This is a genomic window from Methylopila jiangsuensis, from assembly GCF_027922305.1.
In the GTDB taxonomy this organism is placed as follows: Bacteria; Pseudomonadota; Alphaproteobacteria; order Rhizobiales; family Methylopilaceae; genus Methylopila; species Methylopila jiangsuensis.
Window position 1 is genome coordinate 846,083 of record NZ_BSFK01000016.1, and the last position, 15,746, is coordinate 861,828.

The following is a 15,746-nucleotide window of genomic DNA, read 5'->3' on the forward strand; positions in this document are numbered from 1 at the left end:
CCTGTTAGGACGCTTAGGGAATTGGGCTGGAGGAACCGCGGCAAGCCCTGTGTTTCCAACGGTCGCTGTGCACGGTTGCGGCAGCGGAGACGCACGAAACTGGGTGGTTCGCTGTTTCAGTCGCTGTTTGCAGGGAGGTTCGGCTTGGAGACGCGTTCGCAGGTGACTGCGTCCACCGCCAAGACCTAAATTATTGCGATAGCTGCGTTTTTTTGCCTTCAGGGGCGCAAGCTCCCTCGATTGTCCCGACTTTCGCGGTCGTCTCCGCTGAGCCTCGCTCACCAGAGACGGATCCACGGAGATTTGGGCGAGTTCCGTCGCCGAAGTCTCGCGCGGGCCTTTTGGTGGCGCGGCGGTCTCCCGGATATCTCGCTCGGGCGCACAGTCACCGAACCCGGACGCGGAAGGAATAAAGCTGTCCGCGGGCGGCTTCGTCGAGAAGAGTGTCGCCTGATCAGACTGCGCGCAACGTCTCGCGTCGCCTCCGCCGATCGAGCGGAAATGGCGTGTCGGCCATCAGCCTGCTTGCAGTCAGATCGGGACGACATCCGCCGGCCACCCAACCTTCGCGTCAGCGGCGCTCATGAACGAACATTGCAACCGCATCACTCGATCGGGGGCGGCCACCCTGCGCGCAACCCTGAGAGCGATCCAGTGAAGCGTCTCGGCTTCGAGACGACCGGCGGCTTGTCGAGCTTCATCCGGAGCCGGCGGCTGTTCCGCCCGCAGATGATGGAGATTTCCGTTCGGTCTTCCGTAATAGCGAAAAGGTTCCACGAAGTGTCGCAAATATCATCCTGTCGTGAACTGATCCAAACGGCGTTTTCCCTCGTTTATCTAAGATAGTACGGCGTCGTTTCGCCGTCGCCGGCGACAAGATCATAAGCGTCGGCCAAAACGTCAGGGAGAAAACGGATGCTCAAGGACAGGATGAAGGCGCCGCTGTTCGCCGCCGCGCTGGCGATCGGCGCGGCCGGGGTCGTTGCGGGCCCTGCGATGGCGCAGACCAGCGACAAGGCGACCTCCACCGGCGATCGCGAGCACGGCAAGGATCGGGAGCAGATGGACAAAGCCCGTCAGGACGCGCCGGCCGCCGCCGGATCGTCCATGGGGGGCGAAGCGGCGGACAAGTCCGGCGCCCGGTCCCGCAACGGCGACGCGGCGACCGACAGCGGCCCGAAAAAGCAGGGCGCGCCCATGACGCCCGCGCCCAAGACGCCGGCGCCGACCCAGAACCAGTAAACCGCACATAAAAAACCCCCGCCGGATGGCCATCCGGCGGGGGTTTTCCGTTCGGAGCAGGCGGCTTTTCAGAGCCTGCGGCCCAGCACCACGCCGGCCAGGGCGGCCAGCAGCACCACGTTGAGGCTGCGCGCGCGGGACGGCGGACCGGCGGGCAGGCCGCGAGACGGCGCCGCCGACGACAGCGTGTCCGAGACCGTGTCGCGCGCGGCGCGCAGGCCGGAGCTCACCTGCGCCATCACCGGAGGCGGGGAGGCGCGTCGCGGCTTGGAGCCGGCGACCAGCGCGAACACGCCCGCCAGCGCCAGCAGCGTTCCGCCGATCGCGCCCGCCGCGCCCGCCGCGCCGAGATGCGGCGCCAGCACGAAGCCGAGCGCCACCAGCAGGGCGGCGACGGCGAAGAAGGCGAGCACGCCCGCGACCGCGTAGAAGGCGATCGACCGCTTGAGCCGCTGGATGCGCAGCCCGACGTCAAGCGTCGCGAAGCCGACGCCGGCCTTGACCAGCGTGCGCCACATCAGCGGCGTCCGAAGGTGCCCACCACATACCCGACGCCGAGCGCGATCAGGACGGCGGTGAAGGGGTTCTGCTCGATGGAGGCGCTGACCTCGTCGGCGGCGTTCACCGCCTTGTCGCGGGCGACGTTGGCGGCGGTCTCGGCGGCGTTGCGCGCGGTGGCGGCGCCGTCGGCCACCAGCGTGGACAGGGTTTCGGTCAGGCGCGCCACGTCCTCGCGCAGCGCCGCGATGTCGTTCTCGAGCTGGGCGGCGTTGGAGCCGTTGGTCTCGGCCATGATGACTTCTCCTGAAACTGTGCGGCGGTCGTCCGCGCCGCATCGACGGCGCGCCGGATGGAAAGATGGGGCGCGCCGTCCGTTCGTCGAGCGGCGGCGCGCTGTCGCGGGGATGCTTCGGCGCGGCGACGATGAGGTTCATCGCGCGGCCAACGTGGAGGACGGCCGCATGGGGCGGGAGCCGTGAGCGGGGACGCCGCGCGAGCTGACGAAGGCAGCCTCCCGAACCGTTCGGTCGCGCAGGAGGCGCGGCTTGTTGCGCCCGTCATCTTCATCGCATTCTGTAAGTGTCTGATACGCCACCGAGCGATCCAACCGAAACTGAAACTCTTTCGGTTCCGGTGGAAAAAGAAACATTGTAATGATATATCCCAAAGATAATGGATAAATCAATTACTGGAACTATAGAGCAGCAATCCGAGGCCGAATTATCGTTTTCGTCTTTCTGGCTTGAGTATGAATTTTTTGTATAATTCTTGTAGTAGTTCTTAATGGCGATGCTCTCGGCGGCCTTGCTGTCGATTGCGTTGTACAGGTTGACGCTGATGACGGTCGCCCATGTAGCGAACACGGCGAGCAGGGCAGCCTTCGCCGGGCGCCTCATCGAAGTCGTCCCGTCCGCCCGTATCGTGAGGGTGTCTGGTTCATGGCAGGCTTTCGTGGTCGTCATGACGCTGAGTTCGGATCGCGACAGGCAGTGATCCACCAGCCCCGGCGGGACGGGTGGATCATGCGGGTCAGTTTTTTCCGGACATGACCGGCGGGCGCCTCAGGAGGCGCGGGCGCGCTGGCCGAACAGCACCTTCTGGGCCTCCTTGTCCGCCGACAGATCGAGCGGCTTCTCGCCGTCCACCTTCACGTCGAGGCCGCGGCGCACGGCGGGGCGGGCGAGCAGCGTGTCGAGCCAGCGCTTCACATGGGGGAATTCGGCGATGTCCTGGCCCTGCCGCTCCCACAGGGTCGCCCAGCCCACCGTCGCGATGTCGGCGATGGAATAGTCGCCGGCCAGGAACTCCCGGTCCTTGAGCCGTTCGTTCAGCACGCCGTAGAGCCGGTGGGTCTCGTTGGTGTAGCGGTCGATGGCGTAAGGCAGTTTCTCGGGCGCGTATTGCCGGAAATGATGCGTCTGCCCGAGCATGGGGCCGAAGCCGCCCATCTGCCAGAACAGCCACTCGTCCGTCTCGACCCGGGCGCGCTCGTCGGTCGGGTAGAGCTTGCCCGTCTTGCGGCCGAGATACTGCAGGATCGCGCCGGACTCGAACACGGAGATCGGCGCGCCGCCGGGACCGTCGGGATCGATGATGGCGGGCATCTTGTTGTTGGGCGAGATCGCGAGGAACTCCGGCTTGAACTGGTCGCCTCGGCCGATGTTCACCACCCTGAGCGCATAGGGCAGGCCGAGCTCCTCCAGCGCGATGGTGATTTTCCAGCCGTTCGGGGTCGGCCAGTAGAACAGTTCGATCGGGGTTGCGGCGTCGGTCATCTCGACCTCCTGAAGGCTGGAAGCGTCCCGCGCTCAAGCTAAGCCCGCGTGGACAGGGAACAAGGGAACGAGGCCTCGATCTATAAAAATATAAAAAACATGGATTGAGTAGATTTATGTTGACGCCGCCCCTTCGCCGGCGCCACAGTGAGCCCATGCCGGGTTCATGGCGAAACCGGCCGCGGCTTTTGACGGAGCAGCTTGCGCCGCGTCACCAATCGCTAAAGCGCCACGACGCGTGCCGAGCGCTTCGTGGTCTCCACGAAGGATCGTCATGTCTGTCATCTCGACTCCCCTGTCCCGACTTCACGCCCGGCTCCGGCCGGCGACGGGCCGATGTAGCGGCCGCGCCTGACGCGGTTATCGGTCCGCTGTCGGCCTGGGCCGGGCGGTTTTTCAGATGTGGACGATGGGTTGGAGGCCGGGCCGATGAGCTCTGCGTTCGTGATCGAGGTGCGCGGCCGTCAGGCCGGGGTCGTGGTCCGTGAGGACCGTGGCGGTTTCCGTTTCTTCGCGGCGATCCGGGAGGCCTTCCCGCTGGAGGGCCAGTCCTTCGCCAGCGCCGCGCAGGCCAACCGGGCGGTCCGCGACCGCCTGAGCCGCGCCGGCCGGCGCGAACCGATCTGAGGAGGTTGGACGAACTCTCTGCTTTTCTCTCTCTCGTGTGCGCTTCCAGACTTCAGGCCGTCCTCCGGGACGGCCTTTTTTCGTCCGCTCAGAAAAGCTGAACGCCGCGTTCAGGCGGCCATGCGCGGGAGCAAGGCGGGTATGCGACTTAAGGCGTAGTCTGTTGGCATTTGGCATGCCAGATTCCGGCTCATGAAACGCGCGCCCATGGAGAGCGCGCCCCCGGACCCGAAGGACCGCCGTCATGACCGCTCTTGCGCACACCGTTTCCGTCGTCGCCAACGCCCCCGCCACCCTGCTGGCGCGCGTCTGGGCCGAGATCCAAGCCTTCTTCGAGGAGGCTCACGCCGCCAACGTCCGCACCGGCCGCGAGGAGCCGTTCGGCCTCTGACGCCTCCGGCGTCGTTGTCCGGCGACGCGACGGAAAAGGCCCGCTCCCGACGCCGGGGGCGGGCCTTTTCGTTGGGCGGACGGGCGTCAGCCCTCGGTCGAATCGAGGTGCAGGATCGTGGCGTCGCCGCCGGTGTTGTAGTTCGGGATGTCGGCCACCGCCGCCTGGCCCTCGGGCGAACCGAGCGCGGCGTTGATGGCGTCCAGGCTGTCGAAGGTCCCGACGAACACCCAGAAGAAGGCGCCCTCCGAGCCGTCGAGGCTGGTGGCGGGGCCGAAGCTGCAGCCGCGCAGGCCGGGCATCTTCTCGACCAGCGGCATGTGGACCTCGCGGAAATGCCGGTCGAAATGCGCCGGGTCGGCGGGCGTCTTGTACATGACGATGAGCTTGCTCACAGGCGTTTCCTCTCGGTTCGTGGCCGCACGGGCGGCGAGGCAGACATAGTGCCCGCGGGCGTCGCGGTCACGACGGCGGCCCCGCACGGTTTACAGGGCGCCCCTGCGCCGCTAACAGTCGCGGCCCAATCCACCGGGAGCACGAACGGCCATGCGCGCCGAGATCGAGACCCTCGTTCAGGACATCGAGCAGTCAGTCGGGCTGCTGAGGAGGCATCTTTGACTGGGATGCTTCACGGGCCAAACTGGACGAGCTGAACCACATCGCTGAAGACCCGACCCTCTGGGACGACCCGGAGCGGGCGCAGAAGGTCATGCGCGAGCGCACCTCGCTCGAGGACGCCATGTCCGGCGTCGTGCGCATCGAAGCCGACCTCAAGGACAATCTGGAGCTGATCGAGCTCGGCGAGATGGAGGACGACCAGGGCGTCGTCGCCGACGCCGAGGCGGCCTTACGCGCGCTCAAGGACGAGGCGGCGCGGCGCCAGCTCGAATCGCTGATCTCGGGCGAGGCCGACGGCTTCGACACCTTCCTGGAGGTGCATCCGGGCGCCGGCGGCACCGAGAGCCAGGACTGGGCCGAAATGCTGCTGCGCATGTACACCCGCTGGGCGGAGCGGCGCGGCTTCAAGATCGACGTCATCGACCATCAGAACGGCGAGCAGGCGGGCATCAAGTCCGCCACGCTGCAGATCAAGGGCCACAACGCCTACGGCTGGCTGAAGACCGAGGCGGGCGTCCACCGGCTGGTGCGCATCTCGCCGTTCGATTCGAACGCGCGGCGCCAGACCAGCTTCGCCTCCATCGACGTCTACCCGGTCATCGACGACTCGATCAAAATCGACATCAACGAGGCCGACGTGCGCGTGGACACCATGCGCTCCGGCGGCGCTGGCGGCCAGCACGTCAACAAGACGGAGTCGGCGGTGCGCCTCGTGCACAACCCGACCGGCATCATGGTGGTGAGCCAGGGCGACCGCTCCCAGCACAAGAACCGCGCCACGGCGTGGGACATGCTGCGGGCCAAGCTCTACGAGGCGGAGCTGAAGCGCCGGGAGGCGGAGGCGGCGGCGGACCAGGCGGCCAAGACCGACATCGGCTGGGGCCACCAGATCCGCTCCTATGTGCTGCAGCCTTACCAGCTCGTGAAGGACCTGCGCACCGGCCACACCTCCACCTCGCCTCAGGACGTGCTGGACGGCGATCTGGACGGCTTCATGGAGGCGACGCTCGCCCAGCGCGCCTATGGCGGCGCGCCCGAGGGCGTCGAGGACGTGGACTGACGACCTTTTCCGGAAAGTGACGCTGGCGCCGTCATGCCCGCGCGAAGACGCGGGCATGACGGCGGTTCGAGACGCGAATTTCCGCAATCTCAAACGGGCTTGCAGCGCCGTGTCCGCAGGAAAGATAGGCGGTTGACAGCGATCGTTTCGTAAGTGAGTGTTTACTCACGAAACGATCGCTCAAGGCGCGCCCCCATGCTGCTCGACCTGCTCCGCTCCCGCCGCTTCGCGCCGCTGTTCTGGTGCCAGCTGTTCGCGGCGTTCAACGACAACTTCGTCAAGAACGCGCTCGCCATCCTGGTGCTGTTCCACATCGGCGGCGAGCACGGCCCGGCGCTGGTGACGCTCGCCGGCGCGCTGTTCATCCTGCCGTTCTTCCTGGTGTCGGCGCTCGGCGGCGAACTGGCCGACCGCTACGACAAGGCGCTGGTCGCCCGGCGCACCAAGCTCGCGGAGATCGCGGTCGCGGCGCTGGCCGGCCTCGGCTTCATCCTCGGCTCCACAACGCTGCTGTTCGTGGCGCTGACGCTGACCGGCGTGGTGTCGGCCCTGTTCGGCCCGGTCAAATACGGCATCCTGCCCGACCATCTGAAGCGGGAGGAACTGGTCGGCGGCAACGCCCTGATCGAGACCGCCACCTTCATGGCGATCCTCGCCGGCACGGTGGGCGGCGGGCTGATGGTGGCCCATGCGAGCCCCTGGGCCATCGCCGCGCTGACGCTCGTCATCTCGGTCGCGGCCTACGCCTGCGCAAGGCTCATCCCGCCCACGGGCGAGCGGGCGCCGGACCTCGTGATCGAGCGCAACGTGCTGAAGAGCGCCTTCGCGCTTCTGAAAGACCTGAAGGCCCAGCCCCGCGCCTGGATCGCCTCGGTGGCGGTGAGCTGGTTCTGGCTGGTGGGCGCGGTGACGCTGTCGCTGATGCCGCCGCTGGTGAAGGACCAGATCGGCGGCGCCGAGAGCGTGGTCAGCCTGTTTCTGGTGGTGTTCACGGTCGGGGTCGCGCTTGGCTCCATGGCGGCGGCGAAGCTGTCGCACGGCCGCATCCTGCTGGCGCTGACGCCGGTCGCGGGCGTCGTCATCGGGCTTGCGGCGCTCGATCTCGGGCTGGCGGCCTGGGGCCGCGTTCCGGGGCCGAACCCGCTCGGCTGGCTGGACGTGGCGTCATCGCCCGGGCGCTGGCGCATTCTCGGCGACCTGCTGCTGCTGGCGGCCGCCGGCGGCCTGTTCGTGGTGCCGGCCTTCGCCTTCCTGCAGGCGGAGGCGGGCGAGGCCCGGCGCGCCCGGGTGGTGGCGGCCAACAACGTGCTGAACTCCGCCTTCATGGTGGCGGGCTCGCTGGTGGTGGTCGGCCTGCAGGCCGCGGGCGTGGGCACGCCGGCGCTGTTCGTGCTGGTCGGCCTCGCCACCCTCGTCGCGGCCTGGCTGCTCGGCCGCACGCTGCCGGGCTCGCTGCTGCGCGACGCCGTGCATCTCCTGTTCCAGATCCTGTTCCGGGTGGAGGTGAAGGGCATGGAGAACCTCGCCAACGCCGGGCCGAAGGCGGTGATCGCGGTCAACCACACCAGTCTGCTGGACGCGCCGCTGGTGATGTCGCTGCTCGCCGACGATCCGGTGTTCGCGGTGGACAGCGGCATCGCCACCCGCTGGTGGGTGCGGCCGTTCCTCAAGATGGTGCGGGCCTACCCCATGGACCCGACCCGGCCGCTCGCCACCCGCGCGCTCATCAATCTGGTGAAGGAGGGCAACCGCCTCGTCATCTTCCCGGAGGGCCGCATCACGGTCACCGGCTCGATGATGAAGGTCTACGACGGCTCGGCGCTGATCGCCGACAAGGCCGACGCCCCCGTGATCCCGGTGCGGATCGAGGGGCTGGACCGCTCGCCCGCCTCCTATCTCTCGCGCCGGCAGATCGCCAAGCGGCTGTTCCCCAAGGTGCGCGTCACCATCCTGCCGCCCGAGAAGCTGCAGGTGGACCAGACGCTGGTGGGGCGCAGGCGGCGCCGGGCCGCGGGCGCGGCGCTCACCGACCTGATGGCGAAGATGACGTTCGACACCACGCCCATCGACCGCACGCTGGACGAGGCCGTGGTGGCCGCCGCCCGCGCGGAAGGCTTCGGCCGGATCGCGGTGGAGGACGCGCTCGGGACCAGGCTCAGCTACCGCATGCTGCTGGCCGGCGCCTCGGCGCTGGGCTCGAAGATCGAGCGCTTCACCGCCGAGGGCGAGACGGTGGGCGTGCTGCTGCCCAACGCCGCCGGCGTCGCGGTCACGCTGCTGGCGCTCCACCGCACGGGCCGGGTCCCGGCGATGCTGAACTACACCGCCGGCCCCGCGAACCTCGTGTCCGCCTGCGTGGCGGCGGAGGTGAAGACCGTGCTCACCTCCCGCGCCTTCATCGACAAGGCGCGCCTGACCCGCGAGGAGCAGGCGCTGAAGGAGACCACGCGGCTGGTCTATCTGGAGGACGTGCGGGCGGAGATCGGCCTCGCCGACCGGCTGCGCGGGCTGTGGCGCGCGGCGCAGGCGCGCGCCGGCGATCCGGACGCGCCCGCGGCGGTGCTGTTCACCTCGGGCTCGGAGGGCGCGCCCAAGGGCGTGGTTCTCACCCACCGCAACCTGCTCGCCAATGTGGCGCAGGTGGCGGCGCGGATCGACTTCGGCCCGGCGGACATCGTGTTCAATGTGCTGCCGGTGTTCCACGCCTTCGGGCTGACGGGCGGCCTGCTGCTGCCGCTGGTCTCGGGGGTGAAGACCTTCCTCTATCCGTCGCCGCTGCACTACCGGATCGTGCCGGAAATGGTCTACGCCGCCAACGCCACGGTTCTGTTCGGCACGGACACCTTCCTCGCCGGCTACGCCCGCGCGGCGCATCCTTATGACTTCCGTTCGCTGCGCTTCGTGGTGGCGGGGGCCGAGGCGGTGAAGCCCGAGACCCGCAAGGTCTGGGCGGAGAAGTTCGGCCTGCGCATCTTCGAGGGCTACGGCATCACCGAGGCGTCGCCGGTCGCGGCGGTCAACACGCCCATGTTCAACCGCCCCGGCACGGTCGGCCGGCTGCTGCCGGGCGTGGAGCACCGGCTGGAGCCGGTGGAGGGCGTCGAGGACGGCGGCCGTCTCCACATCCGCGGCCCGAACGTCATGGCCGGCTACCTCAAGGTGGAGAAGCCCGGCGTGCTGGAGCGGCCGGAAGGCGGCTGGCACGACACCGGCGACATCGTGGCGATCGACGACGAGGGCTACGTGGCCATCAAGGGCCGGGCCAAGCGCTTCGCCAAGATCGCGGGCGAGATGGTGTCGCTCGCCGCGGTGGAGGGGGTCGCGGCCGGGCTCTGGCCGGACGCGGCGCATGCCGCCGCCACCGCCCCGGACCCGCGCAAGGGCGAGCGGGTGGTGCTGGTGACGACGCAGCCGGGCGCCGACCGCCGCGCGCTGCAGGAGGCGGTGAAGCGCGCCGGCCTGCCCGACCTCGCGGCGCCGGCGGAGATCAAGGTGGTGGACAGGCTGCCGCTGCTCGGCACGGGCAAGACCGACTATGTGGCCGTGAAGCGGCTGGCGGCGGAGCCTGCGGCGGGGGAGGGCGCGTCGTGAGCGCGCCCAGAGCCGCCGACACCCGCGGCCGCATCGAGGCGGCGGCGCTGAAGCTGTTCGCGGAGAAGGGGGTGGAGGGGACCTCCACCCGCGAGATCGCGAAGGCGGTCGGCGTCACCGAAGGCGCGCTCTACCGCCATTTCGCCTCCAAGGACGAGCTGGCGCGGGCGCTGTTCCAGAACCGTTACGCCCGCTTCGCCCGGGAGGTCGCGGCGATCGACGCCCGCGAGGCGCCCTTCGCGGACAAGGCGCGGCGGCTGGTGGCCATGTTCTACGCCGCCTTCGATCAGGACCCGGACGGCTTCGTCTATGTGCTGATCGGCCAGCACGACCACCTGCGCGATGTGCCGCCCGATCCGGCGGAGAACGCGGTGGCGGCGCTCGCCGCGCTGTTCGCCGGCGCCATGGCGCGGGGCGACCTGCCCGAGGGCGATCCGGAGCTCGCGACCGCGCTCGCGCTCGGGCTGGTGCTGCAGCCGGCGGTGTTCCGCATCTATGGCCGCCTGCGGGCGCCGCTGTCGGCCCACGTCGAGACGGTGTCCGATGCGGTGCTGCGGGCGATCGGCGGATAGGCCCGGCGCCTGTCCCGCGCTATAACCCCGGCCCCAAGGCGCGCCGGGAACGGCCGGCGCGTTCCCGGAGGACACGACCCATGATCCGCACTTTGAGCGCACTCACCGGAGCCCTGACCCTCGCCATGACCCTGTCCGCAGCCGCCGCCGAGACCAAGACCCTGCCTTCGGGCCTCAAGTATCAGGAGGAGACGGTCGGAACCGGGGCCGAAGCCGCGCCGGGCAAGACCGTGCAGGTGCACTACACCGGCTGGCTCGACAAGGGCGGCGAGAAGGGCGCCAAGTTCGACTCCTCGCGCGACCGCGGCGATCCGTTCGACTTCCGCCTCGGCGCCGGCCAGGTCATCCAGGGCTGGGACGAGGGCGTCGCCGGCATGAAGGTGGGCGGCAAGCGCACGCTGATCATTCCGGCCGAACTCGGCTACGGCGCCCGGGGCGCCGGCGGCGTCATCCCGCCGAACGCCACGCTGATCTTCGACGTGGAGCTGCTCGGCGTCCGCTGACAGACGATCGGAGCGCTTCCCCCACATCGTCATGCCCGAGCTTGTCTCGGGCATCCACGACTTGAATGCGCAAGCTTTCGACCGAGGGAAAGTCGCGGATACCCGCCTGCGGCGGGCATGACGGAAGCTTGGATTGCGCGCGTAGGCGACGTTCAAACGGGTTCTGACGCCCTAACTCCAGCCGCAGACGCGAAAAACCCGGCGCTCCGCCCCCGGACGCCGGGTTTTCATGCGGCCCGCCGTTTCAGGCGATGGAGGGGCGCAGCCGGGCCATGCAGTGGGCGTCCACGTAACGGCCGTCCCGGAAGGACGCGGCCTTGTGCGTGCCCTCCACCTCGAAGCCGAACTTGCGGTAGAGCGCGATGGCGCTCTCGTTGTCGACGAACACGGTCATCTCGACCCGCAGGATGTTCAGCCAGTTGTCGGCGGTGTCGAGCATGGCCGCCATCAGCTTGGAGCCGACGCCCTTGCCCATGGCGTCGTCGCGCACGCCGATCCAGAACTCCGCCGCATGGGCGCGCCGCCCGTAGAAGGGCTTCAGCGCCGAGGCGCCGACGACGCGGCCGTCGCATTCCGCTGAAAACTGCAGGTCGCGGGGCGACTTGGGCTCGAGCCACGCCCGCACCGCCTCGAAGGATTCGTAAGGCAGCGCCAGCGTGCCCTCGCGGAACGACCTCTGGCGGTAAATCTCGAAAACATCGGCGGCGTCTTCGCCGCGCATGGCCCGGACCGTCACATCCATTTCGATCTCCGTGAGTGGATTGTGAAATCCCCCTCTGATCGAAACGGCCGGCCGCGCCGCGTCCCTCATCCGGGCGCGGCGCGAAAGCTACCGTCAGGCGAAGCTGCCGTGGCAGTGCTTGAACTTGCGGCCGGAGCCGCAGGGGCAGGGGGCGTTGCGACCGACGCCGGCCCAGGTGGTCGGATCGTTCGGGTTCACGCCCGACGGCCACTGGCCGTTCGCCTCGTCCGCATAGGCCGGTTCGGCGTAGGCCATCTCGTTCTCGCCGGTGAGCGGGTCCTGATGGATGGCGTGCATCTCGGGCAGCGCCTCGTCGGCGAGCGGCGGGGGCGACTGCACCAGCTCCACCCGCATCAGCTGCGCCGTGACGGTCTCGCGCAGCCGGGCCAGCATGGCCTGGAACAGCTCGAACGCCTCGGACTTGTACTCGTTCAGCGGGTCGCGCTGGGCGTAGCCGCGCAGGCCGATGACCTGGCGCAGGTGGTCGAGGGTCGCCAGATGCTCGCGCCACAGATGATCCAGCGTCTGCAGCAGCACCGCCTTCTCGATCTGTTTGGTGATGTCCGGCCCGAAGCGCTCGGCGCGCTCCTCCGCCGCGGCGTCCGCCGCCTTGGTGATGCGCTCGCGGATCTCGTCGTCGGCGATGCCTTCCTCCGCCGCCCAGGCGACGATGGGCAGGTCGAGGTTCAGCACCTCGCGCACCTCCTCCTCCAGCTCGGCGGAGCTCCACTGCTCGGGATAGGCGTTTTCGGGGATGTGCTTGGAGACGACGTCGTCGATCACGTCATGGCGCATCTCGGCGATCTGGGGCGAGATCGACGGCGAGGACAGGAATTCGAGCCGCTGCTCGAACACCGCCTTGCGCTGGTCGTTCATGACGTTGTCGTACTTGAGGAGGTTCTTGCGGATGTCGAAGTTCCGCGCCTCCACCTTCTTCTGCGCCTTCTCCAGCGCCTTGTTCACCCAGGGGTGGACGATGGCCTCGCCGTCCTGGATGCCGAGCTTCTGCAGCATGCCGTCGATGCGCTGGGAGCCGAAGATGCGCATCAGGTCGTCGTCCAGCGACAGGAAGAAGTGGCTGCGGCCGGGGTCGCCCTGACGGCCGGAGCGGCCGCGGAGCTGGTTGTCGATGCGGCGGCTCTCGTGGCGCTCGGTGCCCATGACGAACAGGCCGCCGGCGGCGAGCGCCTGCTGCTTCTTCTCGGCGATGTCGGCCTTGATCGCGGCGATCCGCGCCTCGCGCTCCGGCCCTTCGGGCGCGTCGGCGAGCTCGCTCTCGATCCGCATGTCCAGATTGCCGCCGAGCTGGATGTCGGTGCCGCGGCCCGCCATGTTGGTGGCGATCGTCACCGAGCCCGGCACGCCGGCCTGGGCGATGATGTAGGCCTCCTGCTCGTGGTAGCGGGCGTTGAGCACCTGGTGGGGCACGTTCTCGCGCTTGAGCGCCTCGGAGAGCTGTTCCGACTTCTCGATCGAGGTGGTGCCCACCAGCACCGGCTGGCCGCGCTCCGCGCAGTCGCGGATCAGGGCGATGATGGCGCCCTCCTTCTCGCGGGCGGTGCGGTAGACCTCGTCGTGGTCGTCCTTGCGGGCCACCGGCAGGTTGGTCGGGATCTCGACCACCTCGAGGCCGTAGATGTCCAGCAGCTCCTCGGCTTCGGTCAGCGCCGTGCCGGTCATGCCGGAGAGCTTGTGGTACATGCGGAAGTAGTTCTGGAACGTGATCGAGGCCAGCGTCTGGTTCTCGGGCTGGATCTTGGTCCGCTCCTTGGCCTCCAGCGCCTGGTGCAGGCCCTCCGAGAAGCGCCGGCCCGGCATCATGCGGCCGGTGAACTCGTCGATGATCACCACCTCGTCGTTGCGGACGATGTAGTCCTTGTCCTTCGAGAACAGCTTGTGGGCGCGCAGCGCCTGGTTGACGTGGTGGACGACGGTGACGTTCTCCACGTCGTAGAGGTTCTCGCCCTTCAGCAGCCCGGCCTCGGCCAGCAGGCGCTCGATGTGCTCGTTGCCGGCCTCGGTCAGGGTCGCGGTGCGCTGCTTCTCGTCGACCTCGTAATCCTCCGCCACGAGCTGCGGCACGAGGGCGTCCACCGCCACGTAGAGGTCGGAGCGGTCCTCCATGGGACCGGAGATGATCAGCGGCGTGCGGGCCTCGTCCACCAGGATCGAGTCCACCTCGTCGACGATGGCGAAGTAGTGCCCGCGCTGCACCATCGACTCGACGTCGTACTTCATGTTGTCGCGCAGGTAGTCGAAGCCGAGCTCGTTGTTGGTGGCGTAGGTGATGTCGCAGGCGTAGGCGTCGCGGCGCTGGTCGTCGTCGAGGCCGTGGACGATCACGCCGACGGTGAGGCCGAGGAAGCCGTGCACCCGGCCCATCATGCCGCTGTCGCGCTGGGCCAGGTAGTCGTTCACAGTGACCACGTGGACGCCCTTGCCGGCGAGGGCGTTGAGATAGGCGGCGAGCGTCGAGACCAGGGTCTTGCCCTCGCCGGTCTTCATCTCGGCGATGCGGCCTTCGTGCAGCGTCATGCCGCCCATGAGCTGGACGTCGAAGTGGCGCTGGCCGAGCACGCGCTTGGCCGCCTCCCGCACCACGGCGAAGGCGGGGACCAGAAGGTCGTCCAGCGTCTTGCCGGCGGCGAGCTCGGCGCGGAACTCGGCGGTCTTGGCGCGGAGCTGATCGTCGGTCAGCGCCGAGATCTCCGGCTCCAGCGCGTTGATCGCGGCGACGCGGGGCCGCAGCGCCTTGACGCGGCGATCGTTGGACGAACCGAAAAGGCGTCGGGCGAGACCGCCGAACATGGGCGAACCTTTCTTCTGGCGCTTTGGCGCGCGTCTTGTGGCCGCCCGGCCTCGAACCTCCCCGGTCGACCGGCCCGAAGACCCGAAACTCCCTCGATTTCGAGACGCTTCGCGTGTCTTCAGCGGCAGCGGTCGAGATAAGAGGGACCCCGAGGGTTGTCAATGTGAGCCCTTTCGGACACTCTCCCGCGCCTCGGGGCGGAACGACGCTCAAATCGGAAGGTTCTCATGGCTTTTTGCATTTCGTCGGGCCGCCGGACGGCCGCGCTCGGCGCCTCCCTTGCGCTGGCTCTGCTCGCCACGTCGGCCCTCGCGCAGCCCGCTCCGGCGACCGCCGCCGCGCCGGCCGCGGTCGATCCCAAGACGGTGCTCGCGACGGTGGACGGCGAGGAGGTGACGGCCGGGGAGGTGGAGATCGCGCAGGAGGACCTGCAGCAGTCCACCGCCTCCATGACCGACGTCCAGCGCCGCGACTACGCGCTCAACTACCTGATCGACCTCAAGATCGCGGCCAACGCCGCCGAGAAGGAGAAGGTCGGCGACAGCGACGACTTCAAGCGCCGCATGGCCTATCTGCACGACCGCGCGCTGATGGAGGAGCTGCTTCAGCGCACCGCCAAGGCCGCCGTCACCGACGAGGCCATGCGCAAGCTCTATGACGACACCGTCAAGAACCTGAAGCCCGAGCCCGAGGTGCGCGCCAGCCACATCCTGGTGAAGACCGAGGACGAGGCCAAGTCGGTCAAGGAGCGGCTCGCCAAGGGCGAGGACTTCGCCAAGATCGCGACCGAGGTCTCCACCGATCCCGGCTCCGCCAAGCAGGGCGGCGACCTCGGCTTCTTCGGCAAGGGCCAGATGGTGCCGGCCTTCGACGAGGCCGCCTTCAAGCTGGAGCCGAACGTCGTCTCCGAGCCGGTGAAGACCCAGTTCGGCTTCCACGTCATCAAGGTGACGGAGAAGCGCGAGCGGCCGGTCCCGACCTTCGAGCAGGTCAAGCCGCAGATCGAGCAGTACGTCGTGCGCACCGCCCAGCAGGATCTGGTGCTGAAGCTGCGCGGCCAGTCCAAGGTGGAGCGCACCGAGGCCGGCAAGCCGGCGGAGGCGCCCGCCGCCCCCGCCGTCGTTCCCGCGCCCGCGGCTCCAGCCGCTCCCGACGCGCCCAAGCCCGACGCGCCGAAGTAAGGCTCGTCACGTCGCGCCGGTCCGCGCCGCTCTGAACGCTTGCGGCGCGGACCGGGCCGGCCTGTCGCACGGCTGTCGTGACGCTGGCGGATAGGACGCCGGCGCGGGCGGCCCGTTGGCGGCCCGGCGCGCGT

15 protein-coding genes are annotated in these 15,746 nt (G+C 68.8%); 8 read left to right on the forward strand and 7 right to left on the reverse strand.

Annotated elements, in window-relative coordinates; genetic code table 11:
- Positions 1–915: 915 nt before the first annotated feature.
- Positions 916–1,242 (forward strand): hypothetical protein, encoded by a 327-nt coding sequence (locus PKE85_RS16990; RefSeq protein ID WP_271205947.1) that lies wholly within the window; start codon positions 916–918, stop codon positions 1,240–1,242.
- A gap of 68 nt (positions 1,243–1,310) precedes the next feature.
- Here the strand turns inward: PKE85_RS16990 and PKE85_RS16995 are convergent, their stop codons facing one another.
- The 4 genes from PKE85_RS16995 to PKE85_RS17010 form a co-directional block, all read right to left on the reverse strand.
- Positions 1,311–1,760 (reverse strand): phage holin family protein, encoded by a 450-nt coding sequence (locus PKE85_RS16995; protein WP_271205948.1) that lies wholly within the window; start codon positions 1,758–1,760, stop codon positions 1,311–1,313.
- Entirely contained in the window at positions 1,760–2,035 is a 276-nt protein-coding gene (locus PKE85_RS17000; RefSeq protein ID WP_271205949.1) for a hypothetical protein, read from the reverse strand. Before PKE85_RS17000 ends, PKE85_RS16995 begins: the two co-directional genes overlap by 1 nt.
- A 271-nt stretch (positions 2,036–2,306) precedes the next feature.
- Positions 2,307–2,705, reverse strand: a complete 399-nt coding sequence (locus PKE85_RS17005; protein WP_271205950.1) for a hypothetical protein — start codon at positions 2,703–2,705, stop codon at positions 2,307–2,309.
- A gap of 99 nt (positions 2,706–2,804) precedes the next feature.
- A complete protein-coding gene (locus tag PKE85_RS17010) occupies positions 2,805–3,518 on the reverse strand; it encodes a glutathione S-transferase N-terminal domain-containing protein (protein ID WP_271205951.1) in 714 nt (237 codons plus the stop codon).
- A gap of 429 nt (positions 3,519–3,947) precedes the next feature.
- Between PKE85_RS17010 and PKE85_RS17015 the strand changes: the two genes are divergently transcribed.
- The gene (locus PKE85_RS17015; protein WP_271205952.1) at positions 3,948–4,145 is read left to right on the forward strand and encodes a hypothetical protein; all 198 of its coding nucleotides are present in this window, start codon (positions 3,948–3,950) and stop codon (positions 4,143–4,145) included.
- 244 nt (positions 4,146–4,389) lie between these two features.
- Positions 4,390–4,536, forward strand: a complete 147-nt coding sequence (locus PKE85_RS17020) for a hypothetical protein (protein WP_271205953.1) — start codon at positions 4,390–4,392, stop codon at positions 4,534–4,536.
- 86 nt (positions 4,537–4,622) lie between these two features.
- Here the strand turns inward: PKE85_RS17020 and PKE85_RS17025 are convergent, their stop codons facing one another.
- Positions 4,623–4,931, reverse strand: a complete 309-nt coding sequence (locus PKE85_RS17025) for an EthD family reductase (RefSeq protein ID WP_271205954.1) — start codon at positions 4,929–4,931, stop codon at positions 4,623–4,625.
- Positions 4,932–5,082: 151 nt separating this feature from the next.
- On the opposite strand from PKE85_RS17025, the gene prfB reads away from it, so the two are divergent.
- The 4 genes from prfB to PKE85_RS17045 all read left to right on the forward strand — a co-directional run bounded on the left by prfB (position 5,083) and on the right by PKE85_RS17045 (position 10,880).
- A protein-coding gene (gene prfB / locus PKE85_RS17030) for a peptide chain release factor 2 (RefSeq protein WP_271205955.1) occupies positions 5,083–6,214 on the forward strand; the annotation gives its coding sequence in 2 pieces (ribosomal slippage) (positions 5,083–5,151 and positions 5,153–6,214; 1,131 coding nt in all).
- A gap of 195 nt (positions 6,215–6,409) precedes the next feature.
- Positions 6,410–9,805 (forward strand): acyl-[ACP]--phospholipid O-acyltransferase, encoded by a 3,396-nt coding sequence (locus tag PKE85_RS17035; RefSeq protein WP_271205956.1) that lies wholly within the window; start codon positions 6,410–6,412, stop codon positions 9,803–9,805.
- Positions 9,802–10,377, forward strand: a complete 576-nt coding sequence (locus tag PKE85_RS17040; RefSeq protein ID WP_271205957.1) for a TetR/AcrR family transcriptional regulator — start codon at positions 9,802–9,804, stop codon at positions 10,375–10,377. Before PKE85_RS17035 ends, PKE85_RS17040 begins: the two co-directional genes overlap by 4 nt.
- 80 nt (positions 10,378–10,457) lie before the next feature.
- The gene (locus tag PKE85_RS17045; RefSeq protein WP_428981371.1) at positions 10,458–10,880 is read left to right on the forward strand and encodes an FKBP-type peptidyl-prolyl cis-trans isomerase; all 423 of its coding nucleotides are present in this window, start codon (positions 10,458–10,460) and stop codon (positions 10,878–10,880) included.
- Between the two features lie 244 nt (positions 10,881–11,124).
- On the opposite strand, the gene PKE85_RS17050 is transcribed toward PKE85_RS17045, so the two are convergent.
- Both PKE85_RS17050 and secA read right to left on the reverse strand, forming a co-directional pair.
- A complete protein-coding gene (locus PKE85_RS17050; RefSeq protein ID WP_271205958.1) occupies positions 11,125–11,622 on the reverse strand; it encodes a GNAT family N-acetyltransferase in 498 nt (165 codons plus the stop codon).
- Between the two features lie 93 nt (positions 11,623–11,715).
- Positions 11,716–14,430 carry a preprotein translocase subunit SecA gene (secA, locus tag PKE85_RS17055; protein WP_271205959.1) on the reverse strand — a complete coding sequence of 905 codons (2,715 nt, stop codon included), beginning with the start codon at positions 14,428–14,430 and terminating at the stop codon, positions 11,716–11,718.
- 228 nt (positions 14,431–14,658) lie between these two features.
- On the opposite strand from secA, the gene PKE85_RS17060 reads away from it, so the two are divergent.
- Complete coding sequence (locus PKE85_RS17060) at positions 14,659–15,612, forward strand: peptidylprolyl isomerase (RefSeq protein WP_271205960.1); 954 nt, start codon at positions 14,659–14,661, stop codon at positions 15,610–15,612.
- Positions 15,613–15,746: the final 134 nt, after the last annotated feature.